Below are 23,472 nucleotides of genomic sequence, written 5' to 3'. Positions count from 1 at the left end.
GGGGCACTGTCAAGGGTTCGCGAGCGCACTGCGGGGCGCCCTTGCGCCGTCGTGTGCCGCGGCTGCGCGGCGGATGTGCCGCCAAACCGTAAGCGGGGCCCGCTGGCCCCGTCCCGATCTCGGTGGATAGCGTTCGTTCCATGCCGGACTACCTGGACGACCTTCGCTTTGCCCACGTCCTCGCGGACGCCGCCGACGCGACCACCATGGACCGCTTCAAGGCACTCGACCTCAAGGTCGAGACCAAGCCGGACATGACCCCGGTGAGCGAGGCGGACAAGGCGGCGGAAGAACTCATCCGCGGCCAGCTCCAGCGGGCCCGACCACGCGATGCGGTGCTCGGGGAGGAGTTCGGCCTCGAGGGCACCGGTCCGCGCCGCTGGGTGGTCGACCCGATCGACGGCACCAAGAACTATGTGCGCGGCGTCCCGGTGTGGGCCACGCTGATCTCCCTGATGGAGGCGTCGGAGGGCGGCTACCAGCCCGTCGTCGGTGTCGTCTCCGCCCCGGCGCTGGGCCGCCGCTGGTGGGCCGCGAAGGGGCACGGCGCGTTCTCCGGCCGCAGCCTCTCCTCGGCCTCCCGGCTGCATGTCTCACGCGTCTCGAAGCTGTCGGACGCCTCGTTCGCGTACTCCTCCCTGACCGGCTGGGAGGAGCAGGGCCGGCTGAACGGCTTCCTGGACCTGTCCCGCGAGGTGTGGCGCACGCGCGCGTACGGCGACTTCTGGCCCTACATGATGGTCGCCGAGGGCTCGGTCGACATCTGCGCCGAACCGGAACTCTCCCTGTGGGACATGGCCGCCAACGCGATCGTCGTCACCGAGGCGGGCGGCACCTTCACCGGCCTCGACGGCCGCCCGGGCCCGCACAGCGGCAACGCGGCCGCGTCGAACGGCGTGCTGCACGACGAGTTCCTGGGGTACCTCAACGAGCGGTACTGAGCAGCACGGGGCGTCCCCCGCACGCCCCGAAATGGCCGCACGCGCCCTCTTGTTGACCCGCGCTTTACCTGCGACTCTGAGAGTCCCCCCACTTGTGAACTTGTGAATTCCTGAACTAACGGACTCCGGGACCAACAAGACCGGGGTCCGTCAGTCACCGGGAGTTCCCTAGGAGGTGGCTCCAGTCCATGCTCGTTCGCGACGCCATGAGCACGGTGGTCCTCACCATCGGCCCCGACCACACACTCCGCCAGGCCGCCGCCCTGATGTCCGCCCGACGGGTGGGCGCGGCCGTGGTCCTCGATCCCGACGCCGGCGGCATCGGCATCCTCACCGAACGCGACGTCCTCAACGCCATCGGCCTCGGCCAGGACCCGAATTCCGAACGCGCCCACGCACACACCACCACCGACGTCGTCTTCGCCGCACCGACCTGGACGCTGGAGGAGGCCGCCAATGCGATGACCCACGGCGGATTCCGCCATCTCATCGTCCTCGACCGCGGCGAGCCCGCCGGAATCGTCTCCGTCCGCGACATCATCCGCTGCTGGGCGCCGCAGCGACTGCACGTGCCCGCCTGACCACCGGTGGGCCGGACCGGAGGGCCCGAGGCCCGGCCCACCCTCACTTAGATCGAGTCCAAGTCAAGCTGAGATCCAAAGTCACACCCATTCGGAAAGTGGTCCACCGACTGTTACGCTGGACCGCATGAGCGACCTACTGGAACGGCTGCGCGGACGCGGATGGCGGATGACCGCGCAGCGGCGCGTCGTGGCCGAGGTTCTCGACGGCGATCACGTCCATCTGACGGCCGACGAGGTCCACACCCGGGCCGTCGCCAAGCTGCCCGAGATCTCCCGGGCGACCGTCTACAACACGCTGGGCGAGCTGGTCTCCCTCGGCGAGGTGCTCGAGGTCGCCACCGACAAGCGCGCCAAGCGGTACGACCCGAACGCGCACCGGCCGCACCACCACCTGGTCTGCGCCCGCTGCGGCGCGATCCGCGACGTCCACCCGAGCGGCAACCCGCTCGCCGACCTCCCCGACTCGGAGCGCTTCGGCTTCACGGTCTCGGACGTCGAGGTGACCTACCGCGGCCTCTGCCCGGACTGCGCGGCCGCCGCCTAGCAGCCTTCACCGAAGCCCCGGCCCCTCTCGAGGCGCCGGGGCTTTGCGCTGCCTCAGGGCTTCGGCTTTGTGCTGCCTACAGGCTTCCTGAATCTGACGGGCCGTCATATCGTCGTGCGGCACCCCCCGCTCCGTACCGAACTCCGCAAGGAGCAACCGTGGGAGACCCGCACCCCAAACTCCACGCCACCGATCTGACCCGCACCTTCGGCCGTCCGCCCCGCGCCGTCGACGCCCTCGGCCCGCTCGATCTCACCGTCGCCCCCGGCGAGTTCGTCTGCCTCGTCGGCCCCTCGGGCTGCGGCAAGTCGACGCTCCTGCGCATCGCCGCGGGCCTGCTCCGCCCCAGCACCGGCCTGCTGGAGATCCGCTCCGAGCCGCGACCCGACGCGCGACGCCGCCGCACGGCCCGCCCGGCCGCCATGATCTTCCAGGACTACGGCATCTACGACTGGAAGTCGGTGCGCGCCAACGTCCGCTTCGGGCTGGACATCCAGCGCGTCCCGCGTCGCGAGGCGAACGCGCGCGCCGACACCTGGCTGGCCCGCATGGGCCTCGCCGACTTCGCCGACGCCTATCCTGCGACCCTCTCCGGCGGCATGCGCCAGCGGGTCGCGATCGCCCGCGCGCTCGCCGTGGAACCCGAACTGCTGCTGATGGACGAGCCGTTCGCGGCCCTCGACGCGCAACTGCGCACGATCCTCCAGGACGAGCTGCTGGAGCTCACCCAGTCCACCCGCACCACCACGCTGTTCATCACCCACAGCCTGGAGGAGGCGATCGTCCTTGGCGACCGCGTGCTGGTGATGTCCGCACGGCCGGGCCGGATCATCGCCGAACGCGTCCCGCCGTTCCCGCGTCCACGCACCGGCGACATCCGCACCACCCCCGAATTCACGTCCCTCAGGAGCGAGTTGTGGGACTTGCTGCGGAAGGAGGCGGCACCGGCATGACGACGATCACCCCGCGCAGGGATGCGGTCCTGGTCCGCCGCCCGGGCCCGGAGGAACTCGACCCCGTGCGCACCCACCGCCGCAGAAGAGCCCTGGAGCTGTCGCTGGCGGCGGCCGTGCCCCTCGCCCTGCTCCTGCTGTGGCAACTCGCCGCCACTCAGGGCTGGATCGACGACCGCGTCTACCCGGCCCCGTCCACGATCCTCGCCGACGGCTGGGACCGGGCCGCGGCGGGCGACCTGTGGCCGGACGTGTGGGCGACGCTGAAACGTGTCCTGGCCGGCTACGCCCTCGGCACCGCGGCGGGCTATGCGCTGGGCCTTCTGATGGGCTCGCTCCCCCTGGTCCGCGCGGCCTTCGAGCCCCTCCTCGACGCTCTCTACGTCGTCCCGAAACTGGCCCTGCTCCCCGTCTTCCTGAACATGTTCGGCCTGGGCGAGGGCCCGCAGGTGGCGCTGGTGGCGGCCACCGTCTTCTTCTTCGTGTGGATCTCCACGATGTCGGCGGTGATCGCCGTCCCGTCCGGCCACCGCGACGCGGGCCGGGTCTTCGGCGCCTCCCCCTGGCAGATGTTCCGGCACGTCCTGCTGCCCGCCTCCCTGCCCTCCGTCCTGGTGGGCGCCCGCATCGCGGCGGGCGTGGCGGTGCTGGTGATCGTCGCCTCGGAGCAGATCGCCGCGACGAACGGCCTCGGGCATCTGATCTTCGACTCGCGCGCGCTGTTCCAGAACGACGTGATGTTCGTCGGCATCGTCTGCGTGGCCGTCCTCGGCGTGCTCTTCTCCGAACTGGTGCGCCTGGCAGGCCGGTTGCTCACCCCCTGGGCACCGAAGGACCGAGGAAGGGGACAGTCATGACAAGGCGCACCTGCGGCGTCGCGGTCGTCGCCGTCGCCGCGCTGCTCGCCTCGGCGGCCTGTTCGTCGCCGTACTCCGACACATCCGGGGCGAAGGCGGGGACGGGAACCCGCACGATCGGCCCGGTCGAGGGCTGCGGAAAGTCGTCCTGGACGGACCCTGCCGACCTCGCGCCGGACCGCGCCCCGGCCCGCTGCGAACCGCTCGCGCCGTCCGCGCAGCCGCTCGCCAGGAAGCGGAAGATCACGATCGCCACGGGGACGCTCAGCGCGGAGTACGTGGCGCCGCTCGAAGCCGCTGTGGACAAGGGCGAGTTCAAGGCCGAGGGCCTGGACGTCACCCTCAAGGTGCTGCCCACCCCGGACGCGCTCCCGCTGCTGGCCAAAGGGGACATCGACGCGCTCTGGGCGGCACCGGAGGCGGCCGTCATGAACGGCATCAAGGGCGGCTTCGACATCAAGTGGGTCGCGGGGAACTTCTCGCCGGGCCCCGGCTCGAAGAGCGGCCTGTGGGTGCGCACGAAGGAGGGCGAGACGGCGGCGCGGGTCGAGATGGCCGGCCGCACGCTGGGCACGATGATCGGCAAGGGCTCGGTGATCGCCTACCCCATGCAGAAGGCCCTCGCGCGGCACCACGGCGGCCTGGACGAGATCCAGTACCGCCAGCTGGGCTCGGCGGACGTCCTCACGGCCCTGCAGAACGGCGGCGTCGACTCCGCGTGGCTGCTGGACCCGGTCTGGCGCAAGGTCGACGGCAAGCCCGGATACGCCTTCCTCGGCGGCCAGCCGGCCGGGGAGCCCCTCGGCGGACTGCTCTACGGCCCCACGCTGCTGCACGACGACGTGGACGCGGGCGTCGCCCTGCTCAGGGCGTACATCCGGACGGTGAACACGTTCTTCGTCTCGGACTACAAGAAGGACGCGGCCTTCGTCGCCTATCTCTCCAAGCTCCTGAAGATCGACAAGGCCGTCCTGGAGGCCACCCCGTCCCTGCGCATGGACTGGGAGATCCGCAAGGGCACCACGACCCGTCTGCAGGCCGCCTACCGCGCCCAGGGCGCCACCCAGGGCTCCGCGGTCCCGGTGTCGAGAACGGTGGACCGCACGCTGTACGAGGAGGCGGTGGGACACGTCCCGTGAACGCACTCAGGGCCGGAACCCGTTTCCGGATTCCGGCCCTGAGCCTTCAGTAGCGGGGACAGGATTTGAACCTGCGACCTCTGGGTTATGAGCCCAGCGAGCTACCGAGCTGCTCCACCCCGCGTCGGTGAACGCAACGTTACGTCAGCGGTGACGGCAAAGGCAAATCGGTTTTGTCCCAGCTCGGCGCGGCCTCACGCCGACAGCTCCTGGCGCAGCGCGTCCCGCAGCCGCTCGGCACGCCGCGACACCTCGGCCGGGCCCAGCGTCACCGCGCGGTCCGCCCAGCGCTGCCCCTCGGCCAGCTCGCCCCGACGCGCGTAGACGAGGGCCAGCCGCAGCGCCGCCCGTCCGTGACCGGCGTCGGCGGCCCGGGTCCACCACACCGCGGCCTCGGGCTCGCTTCCCTCCCGGGCCAGCAGCAGCCCCAGGTTGAAGGCGCCGTTGCGGGACCCCGCCTCGGCCGCCTCGCGGTACCACCGGGCCGCCTCGACGACGTCACCGCGGGCCGCGGCCAGCATGCCGACGCGCACCTGGGCACGGCGGTGCCCCTGCGAGGCCGCCCGCTCGTACCACTCCTCGCACTCGGTCCGCTCGTGCGCGGGCTCCCCGAGCTCGTGCGCGGGCTCGGGCGGCCGCCGGGCGTCCAGCACCGTCGCCAGCCGGTACGCGGCCTCGGCGCTACCGCCTCCTGCCGCGCACCGCAGATGCCGCTCCGCCGCCTGCTCGTCGCCGTCCCGCAGCCGGGCGATGCCGACCTGCAGCGCGGCCTCCGTGTGCCCGGCGGCAGCGGCGCGCTCGTAGCACCGCAGTGCGGCGCGCGCGTCCTCCTCCGTGCCGCGGCCGGCGTACAGGATCCCGAGGTTGAACGCGGCGTCCACGCTGCCGGCCTCGGCGGCCTTGGAGAACCAGGGCTCGGCGCCCGTGGTGTCCCCGCCCTGCAGCAGCAGGATCGCCAGCGCGTTCGCCGCCTCGCGGTGTCCGGCGTACGCGGCCCGCCGGTACCACCGCTCGGCCTGCGCGGTCCGTCCCTGCTCGGCGCAGAGCAGCCCGAGGTTGTACGCGCCGTTGTCGTCCCCGGCGTCCATCGCCGCGCGGTACCAGCGCTCCGCGGTCTGCGTCTCGCCGCGCTCGGCGTGCAGCGCGCCGAGCGCGTTGGCGGCGTTGCCGTCGCCGTCCTGGGCGGCTCTGAGCCACCACACGGCGGCGCTCTCGGTGTCCCCGGCGTCCCGCAGCAGGAAGCCGAGCGCACAGGCGGCCCGCGCCTCCCCGTCCTTGGCGGACGTCAGATACCAGCGTCCGGCCTCCTTGAGCTCGCCGCGCTTCTCCAGGATCGCGCCGAGGTGCAGCGCCGCGCGCCGATGCCCGCGCGCGGCGGCCTGCCGGTAGAACTGCTCGGCCTCGGCCAGCAGTTCGACACCGTTGTCGGACCCGTCCTCGCCCTCGAGCGCCGCACGGCGGTCGATCGCACGCGCCAGCCGGTACGCCGCCTCCCGGTGCCCGTGCTCGGCGGCGGTGCGCATCCATGCCTCGGCCCCGGCGTCCCCGCGGTGCTCCAGCAGATCGGCGAGGGCGTACGCCCCCAGGGCGTGCCCCTGCTCGGCGGACTGGCGCAGCCAGTACTCGGCGGCGGGCTCGTCCCCGCGCTCACGGTGGTGGCGGCCCAGCGCGTGCGCGGCCGCCGCGGACCCGGCGACGGCGGCGATCCGCCACCATCCGGCGGCCTCGTCGGCGTATCCGCGCTGGTGCAGCAGGACTCCCAGGTTGTTGGCGGCGGCGCGGTCGCCCGCGGCGGTGGCAGCACGCAGGTGGGGCTCGGCTCCGTCGAGATCACCGCGGCGCAGCAGCATGGCCCCGAGGACGCTCATCGCCTCGGCGTCGCCGGCCTCGGCGGCGAGCCGCTGACGAACTTCCTCGACGGCCTCCTCAGCCACCTCCCCGGCGTCTCCCGGTTCGGAAGGCTGCACAAATCGCCCTGTCTCGAACAGAGTTGCCTTGTCCCCCATAACGTCCATCGTCGCACCACCTGCAACCCGGGTACACCTGGTATACCGCAGCCAGTGAGGTCACTTCAGCGTTTTGTCGACATGCCCACAGAGAGACAAGTCAAACACGGTTCCCCCAACTCCCCGAGGCGGCACGGCCGTCGCTTCTACCGGCACATGCGTTCGCACATCACGAAGGCCCGGATCCGTCTGGATCCGGGCCTTCGATTTCCGTAGCGGGGACAGGATTTGAACCTGCGACCTCTGGGTTATGAGCCCAGCGAGCTACCGAGCTGCTCCACCCCGCGTCGTTGTGCAGCAACCGTACCACGACGCGGGGAGGCGTTGATCAGCAGTGATGCGCTAGCCGCTCGGACTGCCGCTCGGCTTCGTACTGGGACTGCTGCTCGGCTTGGCGCCCGGCTTGCCGCTGCCGCCGCTGCCCGCCGCCTTATCGGCCTTGGACTGCGCCTCCTCGGCCCGCTTGAGCGCGTCCTCGAGGTCCTTCTGCGCCTCACCGTAGGCCTGCCAGTCGTTCTTCTTCAGAGCCTCCTGGCCGGCGTCGAAGGCCTTCTGGGCGTCGTTCAGCGCCTCCTGGACCGTCGGGTTGTTGGACGCCGGTGGCTTCGTCGTCCCCTCGTCGGATGGTGGCTTGGTCGAAGTCTCCGCTCCGAAGACCTTGTTGAGGGCCTCGTCGAGGGTGTCCTCGAAGGCGGTCTTGTCGCCGTAGCTGACCAACACCTTGCGCAGCAGTGGGTATTTCAGTCCACCACCTCGTACGTAGACCGGCTCCACGTAGAGCAGTCCTCCGTCGAGCGGCACGGTCAGCAGGTTGCCGTACTCGATGTCGGAGTCGCCGCCCTTGAGCAGCTTGATGGACTCGGCGATGTCCTGTTCGGAGTTGAACTGACTCTGCACCTGTTTGGGTCCGTCGACGGTCGTGCTCGTCGGCAGTTTCAGGATTCTGATCTTGCCGTAGTCACTGCTGCCCGCCTCGGCGTCGATCGTCATGAACGCACTGAGGTTGTCCCTGCCGTTGGGCGTGAACGTCGTCGTCAGCGAGAACGCCTGGGACGACTGGTCGGGCATCTTCATGCTCAGGTAGTACGGCGGCACCGCGTTGCCCGACTTGTTGGTCGGATCGTCCGGGACCTGCCACACCTCACTGCCGCTGAGGAAGGTCGTCGGGTTGGTGACGTGGTAACGCGTGAGCAGCTCGCGCTGGACCTTGAACAGGTCCTGCGGATACCGCAGATGGGCCATCAGGTCGGAGGAGATCGCGGACCGCGGCTTCACCGTGTCGGGGAAGGCCTTCATCCAGGTCTTCAGCACCGGGTCCTTGGTGTCCCACTGGTAGAGCTTGACCTCGCCGGTGTACGCGTCGACGGTCGCCTTCACCGAGTTGCGGATGTAGTTGACCTGGTTCTGCTGGGCCACCACCGCCCGCGAGTTGTTGGTCGCGGTCAGTGAGTCGGCCGTGGTGTCGCCGAGGGTCGTACGGGAGGCGTACGGGTATCCGTTCGTCGTCGTGTACGCGTCGACGATCCACTGAATGCGGTGGTTGACCACCGCCGGATAGGCGTCCCCGTCGATGGTCAGCCAGGGCGCCACCGCCTCGACGCGCTCCTTCGGAGTGCGGTTGTACAGGATGCGCGAACCTTCGCCGATCGCACCCGAGTACAGGATCTGCGGCTCGTTGAACGCCACCGCGTACGCGGCCCGGTTGATCGGGTTGGCGAGGTTGACCCCGCTCTTGCCCTTGTAGCTGGTGGTCTTCTCACCGCTGTCGTCGGAGTAGTCGATCTCCTTCTGGGGACCGCCGACGATGGAGTACGTGGTGGTCTTCTCGCCGTAGTAGACCTGCTGTTCGTACGACCCCAGGGTGCCCGTCGACGGCAGGTCGTACTCGGTGAAGACCGGCTGGCCGTTGGCGTCGGCCGCGGTGCCCTTGGCGGCGACCACGCCGTAGCCGTGGGTGTAGCGGAAGTGGTCGTTGATCCAGTTGTTCTTCGGAATGCCGTTGAGGTTCAGCTCGCGCAGGCCGATGACCGTGTCCTGGTCCTTGCCGTCCTTGCTGTAGCGGTCGACGTCCAGGTTGGTCGGGAACGCGTAGTAGTTCCTGATCTGCTGGAGCTGCTGGAACGTGGGCGAGACGATGTTCGGGTCCAGGATGCGGATGCTCGCCGTCGGGTCGACGTCGTCGCGCAGCGTGGACTTGTCCTTCGTCTTGCTCGTCCCCGAGTAGTCGGTGACCTTGGCGCCGTCGATGCCGTACGCCTCACGTGTCGCCTTGAGGTTCTTCTGGACGTACGGCGCTTCCTTGGCCTGCTCGTTGGGCTGGACCTGGAACTTCTGCACGATCGCCGGGTAGAGCCCGCCGATCAGGATCGCCGAGAGCACCATCAGGCCGAAGCCGATGACGGGCAGCTGCCAGGTGCGCCGCCACAGAGTGGCGAAGAACAGCAGTGCGCAGATGACGGCGATGCAGAACAGGATCGTCTTCGCCGGCAGATAGGCGTTCGCGTCGACGTACCTGAGGCCGGTCCAGTTGTCCGTCGCCTTGAAGTCGCTCGACTTGACCGCGAGGCCGTACCGGTCGAGCCAGTAGGCGACCGCCTTCAGGGCGACGAAGATGCCGATCAGCACCGACAGATGCCCCGTCGCGGACGCGGTGGCACGCGCGCCCGGGGAGGTGATCCTGAGCCCGCCGTACAGGTAGTGCGTGAGCGCGGCGGCGATCAGGGAGAGGATCGCGGCGGCGAAGCCGAAGCCGAGCAGGAAGCGGTACCAGGGCAGGTCGAAGGCGTAGAACGAGACGTCGAGGTGGAACTGGGGGTCCTTCTGGTGGAAGGGCACGCCATTGACCCACATCAGCCACGTGCGCCACTGGCTCGACGCGGAGGCGCCGGCGATCAGGCCCACCAGGGCGGTGATCCCGAGCAGCAGCCAGGTCTTGTACGGCGCGATGCCCATCCGATACCGGTCGAGGCTCTGCTGCTCCATCGACATGGCGCTCAGCGGCGGACGCAGACGGTGCGCCAGCCAGATGTTGAAGCCGACGGCCAGGGCCATCAGCAGTCCGAAGACGAAGAACAGCCCGATCTTCGTCCACAGGGTGGTGGTGAAGACGGAGGAGTACTTCACGGAGCGATACCAGAGCCAGTCGGTCCAGAAGCCCGCGAACATGGTGAACGCCATGCCGAGGACGGCCAGGACGCCCAGTGTCATGAGCAGGGTCCGGACGCGCCGGGACGGGCGGCCCACTCTGATCCGTGGCCCCGTCGGGCCTCCGCCGCGGTCCGGCATCTGGAAAGCCAAGGTGCGCACCTCGAAGTTCGCTGTCGATCCGTCAGACCCGCGTGTTCACGGACCTGCCGTGGCCCCCCGTGATCGTGGGCCCACACCTATGCAACTTACTCACCGTTTACGCGGTTCCCGATTCCGGCGATGAACGAGGCAGGATTGTGACCATGTCCAACACTCCCATGGCAGCGAACCCGCTCACCCGGGCCGTACTCGAGATCGACGAGTACGTCTCCGGCCTCGGCTGGGACCGCCCCGCCCGCCTCTTCGCCCTCGTCGACACCGCCCGGCTGCGGTCCCAGGAACCCGCGCTCGCGGCCCAGCTCGGACTGGAGGACGAGTCGGAGACCGGCGGTCTCACCCCGATCGAGCAGGACGAGATCCCGGCAGGGAAGCCGCTGGACGAGTTCCTCGCCACCATCGCCTGGCCCGACGCGGTGGCCGGCTGCGCGCTGACGGTGGAGCGGCTGATGCTGCCGCCGTCCGCCGAGGCCCAGGTCCCCGAGAACCTCGACGAGGCCGCGCTCGCGAAGTGGGTGGCGGACCACCCGGAGCGCCAGGAGGTCCGCATGACAGTGGCGGTCCTGCGCGACGGCACCCGCGACTCGGCGCTGCGCCTGCGCGAGAAGGACAGCCCCACGGAGGTCCTCACGGGCGCGGACCTGGTGCCGGGTCTGGCCCAGGCGCTGTCGGCGACCTTCGAGGAGTAGCCGGCCCCCACTCGGGCGGGCTGCTCGGCGGGCCGTTCGGGCCGGCTACTTGGTGGTGCACTTCGGCAGGTCGGACGTCCTGCCCGCGCGAAGGTCCTTCAGCGCGCCGAGGGCGTCGTCGATGGTGTTCACCTTGATCAGGGTGAGCCCGCTGGGGGTGTCCTTGGCGGCTGCCGCACAGTTGTCGGCCGGCGTCAGGAAGTACCGGGCGCCCTTGTTGCGCGCGCCGACCGTCTTCATCTCGATGCCGCCGATGGGGCCGACCTTGCCGTTGTCGTCGATCGTGCCGGTGCCCGCCACGAACCTGCCGCCGGTCAGGCTGCCGGGGGTGAGCTTGTCGTAGAGGCCGAGCGAGAACATCAGACCGGCGCTCGGCCCGCCGACGTCGGCGAGCTTGATGTCGATGTCGAACGGGAACGTGTGGTCCAGGCCCGCGGAGATCCCGACGATGGCGCGCTTCTCGAGGTCGTCGTGGGACGTGGTGGTCGTGATCGTGACGTCCTGGGTTTTGGTCGCCGTCTTCTTCTGCTTCTCGGCGGCGGCCTGCTCCTTGGCGGGCACGATGGTGAACGTGACGTCCTGGCCGGGCTTGTGCTTGGTGACCAGCTTGGAGACGTCGGTCGGCTCCTTCACGGCCGTGCCGTCGACGGCCTTGATCACGTCTCCGGCGTGCAGCTTGCCCTGGGACGGCGAGTCCTTGACCACCGTCGAGACGATCACGAAGGACTTCACCGGGATGCCGAGCTCCTTCAGGGCGGCGACCTTGGCGCTCTCCTGGGACTGGCTGAACTCCTCGGCGTTCTCCTGCGTCGACTGCTCCTCGGTCTTGCCGTCCGGGTAGAGCGTGTCGTGCGGCACGACCTTGTTGTCGTGGGCGAGCCAGCCGTAGACCGCCTCGACGAGGTTCATGCGGTAGTCGGCGCTGGTGACCCGCACCGTGGTCATGTTCAGGTGGCCGCTCGTGGCGTACGTCTTGTGCCCGGAGATCTGCAGCACGGGCTCGCCGTCATGGTCCCCGAGCGTGTTCACCGTCGGGCCCGGGGACATCTCCGAGTACGGCACGGGGATGAACACTCCCGCGCACAGGAGCGCGATCAGCATCAGGGTGGAGGCGAGCATCGTCGCGGTGCGGCGTGGCATGCCACGACAGTACGGGACGGTGCTGTCAGCGCACCGTCAGCCCCACCCCTGTCATGTCACGTACCGGAGTCGGACTTCTCCATGGCCTCACGGAAACGGGCGTACCCGGTGAGTTCGGGCCCGTCGCCCCGCTGCTTGCGGGTCCGGTTGGCCCAGCTGCCCCACAGACCCGCGCCTATCGCGGCGAAGAGCGGAATCAGCAACCACAGGAGTGCCCCCATGCCGACCTCCCAACCCCGGTGAGCAACCGCTCGAACTGACTGATCAGCAGATTAACCATCCGCACTGACAACGCTCACGGCAGGGGTGCGGTTACGCAACCGGAGGGGCGGCAAAGGGGGTTCATCAGGCCGGGGGGTCAGCGGGCCGGGGGCCCGACAGGCCGGGGGTCAGCAGGCGCCCACCCACTCCTCCGTGCCGTCGGAGAAGGTCTGGTGCTTCCAGATGGGCACTTCGTGCTTCAGGTCGTCGATCAGCTTCCGGCAGGCCTCGAAGGCCTCGGCCCGGTGCGGGCACGACACGGCGACGACGACCGCGAGATCCCCGACGGCCAGGTCACCGATCCGGTGCACGGCGGCGAGCGCGCGTACCGGGTATCCGGCGACGACCTTCTCCGCGACCCGCCGCATCTCGGCCTCGGCGCTGGGGTGGCAGGAGTAGCCGAGCCGGTCGACGTCGGCGCCCCCGTCGTGATTGCGTACGGTTCCCACGAAGAGCGCGATCCCGCCGGCCGCGTCGTCACCGACGGCCCGGAACACCTCGTCCAGGGAGAGCGCGGTCTCACGGACGGCGATCAGCTTGATGGGATCTGGCGCTGCCTGCTCGCCGGGGTGATCGTCGGTGGATGCCATGCCCCCATCGTGCCGCACCCTCCGGAGAACACGGAACAGTCGTTTCGACCGGCACGCGCGCGTGAGGGGCTGGAGTGTCCTACAGGAGGGGCTGTTCGGGAGGAGCCGTTCAAGGGGGCCCGTTCGGGAGGACCCCGCTCAGGGTGAGCCGTTCTCAGATGCGGCGGCGCGCCTTGCGTGCGCGTCGGACCACGGCTGCCGCGCCCAGCAGCGCGACCGTCGCGCCCGCGGCTCCGGCCGCCGTGGCGTCCTTGCGGCCCAGCCGCCGTCCGGCGACCGTGTGCCTACCGGAGACCTCCTCCAGCAGCTCCGCGAGGACCTCCTCGTTGGTCCACTGGGGCCGCCATCCCGCCTCGTGCAGCCGGCTCCCGCTCACCACCCAGGGGTACATCGTGTAGGCCAGGTCCCCGGCCGGGGACGGTGTCAGCCCGATCCGGTGCAGCCGGGCCGCCGCCCCCAGGGCCACCGCGGAGGGCAGCTCCATCCGCCGGATCCCGCTGAGCTCCTCGACCTCCTCCTGCTCCAGCCAGCCGTCGCACCCGACGGCGAGTTCGCCCTCGACCTTCTCCAGGACGGCGTACTCCAGAGCGCTGCACAGGTCCTCGACATGGCAGAACTGCCAGGCCGGCCGCGAACCGGCCACGACAAGGAGGCGGGGCGACTCGAAGTACCGGGTCAGCGCGGTGTCCGTGCCTCCCACCAGCACCCCGGGGCGTACGACGCTGACGTTGAGCCCCGGATGCGCGCGCGGGGCGCGCCGCGCGAGCCGCTCGATCTCCAGCAGATCCCCGACACCGGTGGCCTCGGCCGTGGCGCGCAGCTCGGCGTCCTCGGACAGCGGCAGCTCGTTGTCCGGCAGCGCCCCGTAGACCATGGCGGAGGTGCACAGCACGACCCGGTGGACCCCCGCGGCCGCCGCCGCGGTCAGCACGGTCTGCGTACCGCGCACGTTGTAGGCCGTACGGGCGGCGGGGTCGGTCTCCAGATCCAGGTCGAGCGCCAGATGCACCACGACGTCCGCGCCCCGCAGCTTGTCCGCGATGGCCGGGTCCCGCACGTCCAGGATGTGCCACTGTGCCGCCGCGCACTCCCCGCGCCGCTCGTCGATGGCGATGACCTGCTTGATCTCCTCCGAGGCGGCGAGCCGCTCGGTGAGCAGGGCACCGACGCCGGACGCGGCGCCGGTCACCGCGACGACGGGCCCGCGCACCGCGATCGACTCGTCGGCGCGGAGCGGCGCCGGCGAGAGGCCGTGGTCGGGCGACGGGCGGGTTGACTCGTTTCGCGCTGCGCGAACCTGCGGATCTGGGGAACTCACCGGGCGTCTCCAGCGGTTGTCTTCAGTACGAACGCGAGTGACGCGTCCGTACCAGGTGGCATCCATCCTGCCGCAGGCCAACAGTCGGCGAAGCACTGAGGCCCGAACCGCCCGCGGTGTCTACGCTGGGTGGTGTTATCGGGCAGTCGTGCCGTCGGTGGACATCCGGCGGCCTTACCAGCCGAGGAATCCCGTGAGTGACACCCCATTCGGATTCGGCCTTCCGCCGGAGGAGCCGGAAGACGGCGACGAGGGCAAGAAGAAGGACCAGGAGAGCGGTGGTGGTCAGGGCCCGGCCAACCCGTTCGGTTTCGGCGGGCTGCCCGGCGCCGGGGGCTTCGGCGGCCCCGGCGCGGACAATCCGCTCGCTGCGATGTTCGGTTCGCTGAACCCCAACGACCTGGGCGCCGCCTTCCAGCAGCTCGGCCAGATGCTCTCGTACGAGGGCGGTCCGGTGAACTGGGACATGGCCAAGCAGATCGCCCGCCAGACGGTCTCCCAGGGCACCTCCGACGGCACCAAGGACTCGAGCATCGGCCCCGCCGAGCGCAATGCGGTCCAGGAAGCCGTCCGCCTGGCCGACCTGTGGCTCGACGACGCGACGTCGCTGCCGTCCGGCGCGGGCAGCGCCGTGGCCTGGTCCCGCGCGGAGTGGGTCGAGGCGACCCTGCCCGCCTGGCAGGAGCTCGTCGACCCGGTCGCCGAGCGGGTCGGCGCCGCGATGGGCGACGTCCTGCCCGAGGAGATGCAGGCCATGGCGGGCCCGCTGATCGGCATGATGCGCTCCATGGGGGGCGCGATGTTCGGCACGCAGATCGGGCAGGCCGTCGGCGTGCTCGCGGGCGAGGTCGTCGGCTCCACCGACATCGGCCTGCCGCTCGGCCCGGCCGGCAAGGCCGCGCTGCTGCCGGTGAACATCGAGGCGTTCGGCAAGGACCTGGGCGTGAAGAAGGAGGAGGTGCAGCTCTACCTCGCCCTGCGCGAGGCGGCGCACCAGCGCCTGTTCGCGCACGTGCCGTGGCTGCGCTCCCACCTGTTCGGCGCAGTCGACGGGTACGCGCGCGGGATCAAGGTCGACACGGCCAAGCTGGAGGACGTGGTCGGACAGTTCGACCCGCAGAACCCGGAGCAGCTGCAGGACGCCCTGCAGCAGGGCATGTTCCAGCCGGAGGACACCCCGGAGCAGAAGGCGGCCCTGGCCCGTCTGGAGACCGCTCTGGCACTCGTCGAGGGCTGGGTGGACGCGGTGGTGCACGCGGCCGCGAAGCCGCGCCTGGCGTCCGCGGACGCGCTGCGCGAGACCCTGCGCCGCCGTCGTGCGACGGGCGGCCCGGCGGAGCAGACGTTCGCCACGCTGATCGGCCTGGAGCTGCGCCCGCGCCGCCTGCGGGACGCCTCCCGTCTGTGGGCGTCCCTCACGGACGCGCGCGGGGTCGACGGCCGGGACGCCCTGTGGGCCCACCCGGACATGCTGCCGACGGCCTCCGACCTGGACGACCCGGACGGCTTCGTGCACCGCGAGCAGCTGGACTTCTCCGAGCTGGACAAGATGCTCGGCGAGGCGGCGGGCGGCTCCGCGGAGAAGCCGAACCTGAAGAAGGACGAGCCCGGGAGCGACGGGACCGACGACGACACCAAGGGCGACGGCACCAAGGGCGACGGCACCGAGTGAGCCTGTACGACGACGCGGTCCTCGTCCTGAAGGGTTACGAGGACCAGCCGGAGCTGCGCCGGCTCTATCTGGACCACCTGGAGGCCCATCCGGACGGCCTGTGGAAGGCCTGTCACGCGGGACACATCACGGCGAGCGCCCTGGTGGTCGATCCGTCGCGCGAGCGCGTTCTGCTGACCCTCCACCGGAAGCTGCAGATGTGGCTGCAGATGGGCGGCCACTGCGAGCCGGAGGACACGTCCGTGCAGGCCGCCGCCCTGCGCGAGGCCACCGAGGAGTCGGGCATCGCGGGTCTGACGCTGCTGCCGGGCGGTCCGGTGCGCCTGGACCGCCATCCCATCCCGGCGCCCTGTCACTGGCATCTGGACGTGCAGTACGCCGTCCTGGCCCCGCCCGGCGCCGTCCAGGAGATCAGCGACGAGTCGCTCGACCTGCGCTGGTTCGGCTATGACGAGGTGGCGGACGTGGCCGACGACTCGGTCGTACGCCTGCTGGAGGCGACGCGGGCGCGGCTGTGAACCGCCAACCCGTATGCCGACGTGTGTAAGGGGCGCCCGCAACTGCCGGCGCCCCTTACGTCTGCTTTCCGGACGGTCAGCTCCAGACGTTGCCCTGGTTCTGCGCCCGCGCTCCCTGCTGTCCCATGCCGTACTGCGCGGCGAGGCCCGAACCGATCTGCGCGTTCTGCGGCGGCAGCAGCTCGCTCGGCTGCACGAGCGCGAAGCCGCTGCCCATGAAGCTGAGCTCCCAGCCCTCACCGGTGTTGCCGCGGCGCCGCCACACCCCCGAGGAGTGCGTCTGGGCCTGCATCTGGACACGCAGGCTCGTCGACCAGGCGACGATCGCGTCCGCGTCGCAGTTGACGTACTTGTCGGGCGTCACCTGCATCATCAGCGGCGCACCGGAGGTCATCAGGGCGACCTTGCCGCGGCCGGTGATGTTGAGCTGGTACTTCCCCGAGCCGGAGATGCCGTACTGGCTGTCGACGGCGATGACCTCGTGGTGCAGCGAGGAGTCCATCGCGAGCACATAGCTGCTGTCGACGGTGAGGCCGTCCTGCTCCACGTCCACCACGTGGATGTGCTGGGCGAGGTTGGCGAAGAAGACCGTGCCCTGCCCGTGGCAGCGCATCAGGCTGAGGCCCTCGCCGGTGTACGCACGCGCGCGTGCCTGCTGGTTGTTCTCGTACTCGGCGTCGAACTCGACGAGTCCCTGGTAGGCGACCATGGTGCCCTTGCGGGCCAGGATGTCGTCGTGACCCTGCAGGGTGACGCGCAGCATCTGCTTGTTCTGCAGGCTGTAGCGGTCCTGGGACTGCGAGTCGTTGAAGGCGAAAAGCGGACTCTGCATGGCGTTTCTGGCTCCCCCTCAGCCCCGGACCCGAAGGCGGTCGGTGCTGTCCTCGCTGGGCTGGACGACGACGATGCCCTGACCGGAGAAGGCCATCTGGTAGGCCTCGCCGCTGCCGCGGCCGATCAGCGACTGCGCCTTGAAGCTGCGCTTGCCCTTCACCTTGAGGTTCGGGGACCAGGCGACGAGCGCGTCCGGGTCGACGTAGGTCTCGTCCTCGCCGCCGCAGTCGACGACGATCGGCTTGCCCCGGGAGGTCAGCGCGACCCAGCCCTGCCCGGAGATCTTGGTGTTCCACAGGCCCTGGCCGGCGAACTTCGCAAGTCCCTTGACCCGCTCGACGCCCCAGGTGAGGGACGCGTCGAAGGCGAGGAGGTTGGTGGCGTTGACGGAGATGCCGTCGCCGTTGAGGTTGATGATCACGACGTTCGCGCCGTAGTCGGCGAGGTAGAGCAGTCCGTCGCCGGAGCACTTCATCAGGGGCGCGCCCTCGCCGGTCATCCAGTCGCGGGCGATCTGGCGCACGGCGGGCGGATTGGGCTCGTACTGGATGAAGCCCTCGTAGGCGACCATCGACCCCACGCGCGCGAGGAGGTCGTTCCCGGTCTGCATGGCGACCTTCAGCATCTGGTTGCCGTGGTTCTCCATGCGGGCGGTGACGGGTGCGGGGGCATAGCCCGCGAGCGGCTGGTTCATGACGGGCTCCCTCAGACCTCGTAGGGCTGTACGACGACGAAGTTGCCGGGCGCGGCCCGGAACTGCAGGTTGACGCTCTCGCCGGTGTCGCCCGGGTAGGCGTTGCGGCGCATGCGGACCTGGCTGGAGACGATCACCTGGGCGGCGGCCGACCAGGCGACGACCGCGTTGCAGTCGGCGAAGGTGGTCGGTGTGACCGGCAGGACGACGGGGGTGCCGTGCGTCTTGACGATGATCGTGCCGGTCCCCTGGAACTGCATCGTGAACAGCGCGCCCCCGGGGATGCCGTGTCCCTCGATCCGGCGGACCTCGTACTGGAGGCTCTCGTCGAAGGCGAGGACGTTCTCCGCGGAGACGCAGATGGCGTCGCCCTGGAGTTCGATGGGGTGCAGGTGGGTCGAGTTCTCGGCGAGGAAGACCTGGCCCTGGCCGGTGCAGCGCATCAGCTGCATCTCCTGACCGGTGGCGTTGCCCACGATCCGGCCCGCGAAGCCCGCGCCCTTGTAGCTGAAGTCGACCTTGCCCTGGTAGAGCACCATGCTGCCCTGCCGGGCGAGCACGGGCTGGCCGCCGATGCCGAGGTCGACCCGGACGAGCTTCTTGTTCTGCTGCGTCCAGCGCTGCCCGGTGGGCGTCTCCTTGAACTGCTGCAGCGCGGCGGCGACTCCCACGCCGCCCTGGGGAGCACCCTGCGGGACGCCGTAGCCCTGCTGCGCCGGGACCTGCCCCATGGGCGGCTGCTGACCGTATCCGGGAGGCGGGGTCGGCTGGCCGTAACCGGGCGGCGGGGTCGGGACCTGGGGTGCCTGCGGTGCCTGGGGCTGGCCGTAGCCGGGCGGCGGCGGTGCGGTCGGGGCGCCGGGCTGGCCGTACGGCTGCTGCTGGGGCGGCTGGCCGTACGGAGCGGGCGCCGGGCCGGGCGGCGGCACCGGGGCGCCGCCGGGCGGGGTCATCGGTGCGATGACGGTGGGCGCGGCATGGACGTTCGGCGCGGGGGCCGGGGGCGGAGTCTGTCCCGGAGGCGGCGCGAAGCCCTGCGGAGCGGGGGCGGGCGCGGGGGCAGGTGCGGGCGCGGGAGCCGGCGCCGGAGCGGCCGGGGCCGCGAACGCGGGCGGGGCGAAACCGGGGGCGGCGCCGGTCTGCTGCGGCTGCTGCGGAGCGGGGGCGGCGGGCTGCTCCTCCTCCATGACCTCGCCGCCGAAGTTCTTCAGCAGCGCGTCGAGGCCTCCGTCGAAGCCCTGTCCGACGGCGGCGAAGCGCCACACGTCCTTCAGGTAGAAGTCACCCAGCATCACGGCTCGCTCGGTGGTGAACTCCGAGCCGTTGAAGGCGTAGCGGGCCACCTCCTCGCCGCCCGCGACGATGCGGATGTATCCGGGAGCGATCTGCGACATCTGCCCGGCGCCGTCGAGGGTCGCCGTGAACGACAGCTTCTGGATCTGCGCCGGGATCCTGTCGAGCGTGACACGGAAGGACTCCGTGTCACCGGCCTGTGCGCCCAGGAGCTGAATGGACTCCTCGGGGGACTTCGGCTGGTTGAAGAAGACGAAGTAGCGGTCGTCCGAGAGCCGTTCGTCGGCGTCGAGACCGAAGCAGCTGATGTCGAAGGTCAGTCCGGGGCCGCTGATCTGCACGCCTACGTACAGATCGGTGCCCGCGGTGAGGTCACTGATCTTGGCCTTGTGGCCGCGTTGGAATTCCCTGGCCATGCGTAACGACCGTCCCCCATCCCGAATGTGAGTGCGTCGCGCCAGGCTAACGGCAAACTCGGACACCGGATGAAGTCGGTACAGACCCGGTACACAACCACCGCCCGGGGGCGGCGCTCACTCCCCGCGGGCGCCGGGCAGATGCGGCAGCCGTTCGGCGGCGACCACGCCTTCGAGATAGCCCCGGGCGCGTTCGGTGCGCGGATACGCCTCCAGGAGGCGCCAGAAGCGGGGCCCGTGTCCGGGCACGAGCAGATGCGCGAGCTCGTGGACGAGAACGTAGTCGACGACGTACTCGGGCATGCCCTGCAGCCGGTGCGAGAGGCGGATGCTGCCCTCGGAGGGGGTGCACGAGCCCCAGCGCGTGTTCTGGTTGGTGACCCAGCGCACCGAGGTGGGCCGGGCGCGTCCGTCGAAGTACTGGGCCGACAGCCGCTCGGCGCGCTCGGCCAGCTCGTCGTCGCCGAGGACCCGCTTGCTCTCCTGGGCGGCCAGCTTGTCGAGCATGACGGTCACCCAGCGCTGCTCCTCCGCCTCGGACATCCGGGCAGGGATGAGTACAACGGTGCGATCGCCCTCGCGGTACGCGGAGACCGTCCTGCGTCGACGGGCGCTCCTGCGGACCTCGATCGCGCTCGCCCCCGAGCCGCTCGGCGGCTGGCTCGTCGTACTGCGCTGTGGCGTTCTGGCGCTGTGCAGTGGGTCGGCGGGCACGCCCCGACGTTACCCGTTGCACATGGGGGAAGTCCCGACTCCGGGACGGTTCCGTGCGGATCGCCCACCGGGCGTTTGATTTGTACGACGAATCCTCGCTGCTTGTGGACAACTTTCGGTGGCTGTCGGCCGGTTTGGGCATGCTGGTTCCTGCCGGACGAAGCCATGACCGGGCTCGGCCGGCGAACGGGGATGTTCTGCGGAGATTACGGGGGCTTGTGATGGACGCGATGGAAGCGATGATTCCGGCTGCATCGGAAGCGCCGGGTGCGCCGGGTGCGCCGGGTGCGCCGGGTGCGCCGGCCGGTTCTACGGCTGCGGCCGCTCTGATCGCTCCGGCGGTGAAGCCGGCGCTCAGGCGCGGATGGCGCGATCTCAACACGGTGCAGTTCGGGATGGCACCGGCGCATGCGCTGACGCTGGGACCGGTGGACACGGCGACGGGCAGCTTTCTCGATCTCCTCAACGGCACCCGCGGGCTGCCTCTTCTGCGCGAGGAGGGGCGCCGGATGGATCTGCCCGACGGGCATGTCGACCAACTGGTGGAGCGGCTGGCGCGAGCGGGCCTCCTGGACGACGCCAGGGGCGGAGGGCCGGCCGCCGACGAACTGCGGAGCAGGAAGGAGGTCATGGCCCGGCTGCGCCCGGATCTCGCCTCGCTCTCGCTGCTCACCACCGAACCGGGCGAGGCGATCGCACGCCTGGCCGCGCGCCGCTCGCTGCGCGTCCAGGTACGGGGCGCCGGCCGGGTGGGCACGGTGCTCGCCTCACTGCTGGCGGGCGCGGGGATCGGGGAGGTCGACGTGCGGGACGTCGGCCGGGTCGAGGCGGGGGACGTGGCGCCGGGCGGCCTGCCCGCCGAGTCCGTCGGCGAGCGCAGGGAGGAAGCGGCCCGCCGGGCCGTACGCCGGGCCGCGCCGGACCGGCCGCCCCGGCGCGGCCGTGCCGACCGGCTCTCGGCCGGCGAGCCCGGCTTCTCCCTGGTGATCCTGGCCCCGCGCGACGACGTCGCCGTGCACGCGCCCGCGCCGTCCACCGCGGAACCGCTCATCGCCTCGGGCACGCCGCATCTGTACGCAGGGGTCGTGGAGGCGACGGGCGTCGTCGGCCCCCTCGTCCTGCCCGGAGAGACCAGCTGCGCGGGCTGTCTGCACGAGGCGCGCACCGACCGGGATCCGGCCTGGCCCCGGCTGGTCGCCCAGTGGCGCTCCGGCGGGTCTCGCCCGGGGCGCGCCTGCGATGTGACACTTGCCACAACGGTCGCCGGGCTGGCGGCCGCGCACGCGCTCTCCTTCCTGGACGGGCAGCTCCCGACGACCGCAGGCGCGCGCTGGGAGGTCTCGCTACCGGGTCTGACCTGGCACGCCCGGCCCGTCTGGGCACATCCCGCATGCCCCTGCGGGACAGCGGAGAAAGGAAAGGGTGAACGCCCCTCAAAGGACGAGGAGTCACACGAGACAATGGCGGGGCAGCGGTCGCCGGGAAAGTTGTGCCGTGAGGCAGACGTGGCGCGACCGGCAGGGACTTGGAGGGCGCATGTCTGATCTTCCGCGCAAGGCGGTCACCCGGACCGCCAAGCTCGCCGCGCTTCCGCTCGGCTTCGCCGGGCGGGCCACCTGGGGGCTCGGCAAGCGGATCGTCGGCGAGTCCGCGGAGATCGTCGGCCGCGAAATGCAACAGCGCACGGCGGAGCAGCTGTTCAAGGTGCTCGGCGAGCTCAAGGGCGGCGCCATGAAGTTCGGCCAGGCCCTGTCGGTCTTCGAGTCCGCACTGCCCGAGGAGGTCGCCGGTCCCTACCGCGCGGCGCTGACGAAGCTGCAGGAGGCGGCGCCGCCGATGCCGACCAGCACCGTGCACCGGGTGCTGGGCGAGCGGCTCGGCGAGGACTGGGCCGAGCTGTTCCTCGAGTTCGAGGACAAGCCCGCCGCGGCGGCCTCGATCGGACAGGTGCACCGCGGGGTGTGGCACGACGGCCGCGAGGTGGCGGTCAAGGTCCAGTACCCGGGAGCCGGCGACGCCCTTCTGTCCGACCTGGGGCAATTGAGCCGGTTCGCCCGCCTGTTGGGGCCGCTCATCCCCGGCATGGACATCAAACCGCTGATCGCGGAGCTCAGGGACCGCGTCTCCGAGGAGCTGGACTACGCCCTGGAGGCCCAGGCCCAGCAGGCCCACGCCGAGGAGTTCGCGGACGACCCGGACGTCCTGGTGCCCGGCGTTGTCCACCAGTGCGACCAGGTGCTGATCACCGAGTGGATCGACGGCATACCGCTGTCGGAGATCATCTCGGAGGGCACCCAGGAACAGCGGGACCGGGCCGGCCAGCTCCTGGCCCGCTTCCTCTTCTCCGGCCCGGCCCGCACCGGTCTGCTGCACGCCGACCCGCACCCGGGCAACTTCCGCCTGCTGCCGGGCGGCCCGGACGACGAGGAGCAATGGCGCCTGGGCGTACTGGACTTCGGCACGGTCGACCGTCTCCCGGGCGGCCTGCCCACCCCCATCGGCAACTCTCTGCGGATGACACTCGACGGCGAGGCGGAGGCCGTCTACGACCTCCTGTGCACGGAGGGCTTCGTCAAGGAATCCATAGAGCTGGATCCGAGCGCCGTCCTCGACTATCTCCTGCCGATCATCGAACCGGCCAGGGCCGACGAGTTCACCTTCACCCGCGGCTGGATGCGCAGCCAGGCAGCCCGGATCGCCGACCCCCGCTCCCCCGCGTACCAGCTGGGCAAGCAGCTCAATCTCCCGCCGGCCTATCTGCTGATACACCGCGTCACGCTGAGCACGATCGGTGTGCTGTGCCAGTTGGGGGCGACGGTGCGGCTGCGCGAGGAGTTGGAGGAGTGGCTGCCGGGGTTCGTGGTGGAGGCGGACGAGGAGGAAGCCGTCGAGGCGTGAGAACCGCTGCCGTGTGAACGCAGCGCGGGGGCCGGTCCGTTCGGCCGGACCGGCCCCCAGGGGCAGCTACCGCCTCCCGGTCGGGGAGGCCACCGCTTCAGGTGTCGT

General features: G+C 70.7%; 21 protein-coding genes and 2 tRNA genes. 11 read left to right on the top strand and 12 right to left on the bottom strand.

The window, feature by feature from the left end; genetic code table 11:
* The first annotated feature begins 140 nt into the window (after positions 1-140).
* From hisN to MQN93_RS25255, 6 genes are all read left to right on the top strand, one after another.
* A complete protein-coding gene (gene hisN / locus MQN93_RS25280) occupies positions 141-941 on the top strand; it encodes a histidinol-phosphatase (RefSeq protein WP_242711380.1) in 801 nt (266 codons plus the stop codon).
* Between the two features lie 188 nt (positions 942-1,129).
* Positions 1,130-1,522, top strand: a complete 393-nt coding sequence (locus tag MQN93_RS25275) for a CBS domain-containing protein (RefSeq protein ID WP_242711379.1) — start codon at positions 1,130-1,132, stop codon at positions 1,520-1,522.
* Between the two features lie 127 nt (positions 1,523-1,649).
* A complete protein-coding gene (locus MQN93_RS25270; RefSeq protein WP_037783619.1) occupies positions 1,650-2,069 on the top strand; it encodes a Fur family transcriptional regulator in 420 nt (139 codons plus the stop codon).
* A gap of 158 nt (positions 2,070-2,227) precedes the next feature.
* The gene (locus tag MQN93_RS25265) at positions 2,228-3,022 is read left to right on the top strand and encodes an ABC transporter ATP-binding protein (RefSeq protein ID WP_016437892.1); all 795 of its coding nucleotides are present in this window, start codon (positions 2,228-2,230) and stop codon (positions 3,020-3,022) included.
* Positions 3,019-3,879 (top strand): ABC transporter permease, encoded by an 861-nt coding sequence (locus MQN93_RS25260; protein ID WP_016437891.1) that lies wholly within the window; start codon positions 3,019-3,021, stop codon positions 3,877-3,879. Before MQN93_RS25265 ends, MQN93_RS25260 begins: the two co-directional genes overlap by 4 nt.
* Positions 3,876-5,018 (top strand): ABC transporter substrate-binding protein, encoded by a 1,143-nt coding sequence (locus MQN93_RS25255; RefSeq protein ID WP_242711378.1) that lies wholly within the window; start codon positions 3,876-3,878, stop codon positions 5,016-5,018. The genes MQN93_RS25260 and MQN93_RS25255 overlap by 4 nt, the downstream gene beginning before the upstream one ends.
* A gap of 50 nt (positions 5,019-5,068) precedes the next feature.
* Here MQN93_RS25255 and MQN93_RS25250 read toward each other — a convergent pair.
* From MQN93_RS25250 to MQN93_RS25235, 4 genes are all read right to left on the bottom strand, one after another.
* A tRNA-Met gene (locus MQN93_RS25250) sits at positions 5,069-5,142 on the bottom strand.
* Positions 5,143-5,212: 70 nt separating this feature from the next.
* The gene (locus tag MQN93_RS25245; RefSeq protein WP_242711377.1) at positions 5,213-7,033 is read right to left on the bottom strand and encodes a tetratricopeptide repeat protein; all 1,821 of its coding nucleotides are present in this window, start codon (positions 7,031-7,033) and stop codon (positions 5,213-5,215) included.
* 204 nt (positions 7,034-7,237) lie between these two features.
* Positions 7,238-7,311: transfer RNA gene (locus MQN93_RS25240), tRNA-Met, on the bottom strand.
* A gap of 55 nt (positions 7,312-7,366) precedes the next feature.
* Positions 7,367-10,309 carry a UPF0182 family membrane protein gene (locus MQN93_RS25235; RefSeq protein ID WP_037783616.1) on the bottom strand — a complete coding sequence of 981 codons (2,943 nt, stop codon included), beginning with the start codon at positions 10,307-10,309 and terminating at the stop codon, positions 7,367-7,369.
* Positions 10,310-10,473: 164 nt separating this feature from the next.
* Between MQN93_RS25235 and MQN93_RS25230 the strand changes: the two genes are divergently transcribed.
* Positions 10,474-11,016 (top strand): PPA1309 family protein, encoded by a 543-nt coding sequence (locus tag MQN93_RS25230; RefSeq protein WP_016437887.1) that lies wholly within the window; start codon positions 10,474-10,476, stop codon positions 11,014-11,016.
* A gap of 45 nt (positions 11,017-11,061) precedes the next feature.
* On the opposite strand, the gene MQN93_RS25225 is transcribed toward MQN93_RS25230, so the two are convergent.
* The 4 genes from MQN93_RS25225 to MQN93_RS25210 all read right to left on the bottom strand — a co-directional run bounded on the left by MQN93_RS25225 (position 11,062) and on the right by MQN93_RS25210 (position 14,325).
* Complete coding sequence (locus tag MQN93_RS25225) at positions 11,062-12,156, bottom strand: YlbL family protein (protein ID WP_016437886.1); 1,095 nt, start codon at positions 12,154-12,156, stop codon at positions 11,062-11,064.
* A 56-nt stretch (positions 12,157-12,212) separates the two neighbouring features.
* Positions 12,213-12,377 (bottom strand): hypothetical protein, encoded by a 165-nt coding sequence (locus tag MQN93_RS25220; RefSeq protein ID WP_016437885.1) that lies wholly within the window; start codon positions 12,375-12,377, stop codon positions 12,213-12,215.
* Positions 12,378-12,545: 168 nt separating this feature from the next.
* On the bottom strand, positions 12,546-13,007 hold the full coding sequence (locus tag MQN93_RS25215) for a molybdenum cofactor biosynthesis protein MoaE (protein ID WP_016437884.1): 462 nt from the start codon (positions 13,005-13,007) through the stop codon (positions 12,546-12,548).
* A 154-nt stretch (positions 13,008-13,161) separates the two neighbouring features.
* Complete coding sequence (locus MQN93_RS25210) at positions 13,162-14,325, bottom strand: SDR family oxidoreductase (RefSeq protein ID WP_242711376.1); 1,164 nt, start codon at positions 14,323-14,325, stop codon at positions 13,162-13,164.
* 193 nt (positions 14,326-14,518) lie between these two features.
* On the opposite strand from MQN93_RS25210, the gene MQN93_RS25205 reads away from it, so the two are divergent.
* Together MQN93_RS25205 and MQN93_RS25200 are read left to right on the top strand one after the other, a co-directional pair.
* A complete protein-coding gene (locus MQN93_RS25205; RefSeq protein ID WP_242711375.1) occupies positions 14,519-15,997 on the top strand; it encodes a zinc-dependent metalloprotease in 1,479 nt (492 codons plus the stop codon).
* The gene (locus MQN93_RS25200) at positions 15,994-16,515 is read left to right on the top strand and encodes an NUDIX hydrolase (protein ID WP_016437881.1); all 522 of its coding nucleotides are present in this window, start codon (positions 15,994-15,996) and stop codon (positions 16,513-16,515) included. The genes MQN93_RS25205 and MQN93_RS25200 overlap by 4 nt, the downstream gene beginning before the upstream one ends.
* 76 nt (positions 16,516-16,591) lie before the next feature.
* On the opposite strand, the gene MQN93_RS25195 is transcribed toward MQN93_RS25200, so the two are convergent.
* From MQN93_RS25195 to MQN93_RS25180, 4 genes are all read right to left on the bottom strand, one after another.
* Positions 16,592-17,347, bottom strand: a complete 756-nt coding sequence (locus MQN93_RS25195) for an AIM24 family protein (protein ID WP_016437880.1) — start codon at positions 17,345-17,347, stop codon at positions 16,592-16,594.
* 18 nt (positions 17,348-17,365) lie between these two features.
* The gene (locus MQN93_RS25190; RefSeq protein ID WP_242711374.1) at positions 17,366-18,043 is read right to left on the bottom strand and encodes an AIM24 family protein; all 678 of its coding nucleotides are present in this window, start codon (positions 18,041-18,043) and stop codon (positions 17,366-17,368) included.
* A gap of 11 nt (positions 18,044-18,054) precedes the next feature.
* Positions 18,055-19,752 carry a TerD family protein gene (locus tag MQN93_RS25185; RefSeq protein ID WP_242711373.1) on the bottom strand — a complete coding sequence of 566 codons (1,698 nt, stop codon included), beginning with the start codon at positions 19,750-19,752 and terminating at the stop codon, positions 18,055-18,057.
* A 117-nt stretch (positions 19,753-19,869) separates the two neighbouring features.
* On the bottom strand, positions 19,870-20,466 hold the full coding sequence (locus MQN93_RS25180; protein ID WP_242711372.1) for a M48 metallopeptidase family protein: 597 nt from the start codon (positions 20,464-20,466) through the stop codon (positions 19,870-19,872).
* A 329-nt stretch (positions 20,467-20,795) separates the two neighbouring features.
* Here MQN93_RS25180 and MQN93_RS25175 point away from each other — a divergent pair, with 329 nt between their 5' ends.
* Positions 20,796-22,010, top strand: a complete 1,215-nt coding sequence (locus MQN93_RS25175; protein WP_242711512.1) for a TOMM precursor leader peptide-binding protein — start codon at positions 20,796-20,798, stop codon at positions 22,008-22,010.
* Positions 22,003-23,364 carry an ABC1 kinase family protein gene (locus tag MQN93_RS25170; protein WP_242711371.1) on the top strand — a complete coding sequence of 454 codons (1,362 nt, stop codon included), beginning with the start codon at positions 22,003-22,005 and terminating at the stop codon, positions 23,362-23,364. The genes MQN93_RS25175 and MQN93_RS25170 overlap by 8 nt, the downstream gene beginning before the upstream one ends.
* Positions 23,365-23,472 lie beyond the last annotated feature (108 nt).

The sequence above is a fragment of the Streptomyces spinosisporus genome, from assembly GCF_022698145.1.
GTDB lineage: Bacteria > Actinomycetota > Actinomycetes > Streptomycetales > Streptomycetaceae > Streptomyces > Streptomyces spinosisporus.
This window is presented reverse-complemented; position numbering and strand designations above follow the sequence as displayed.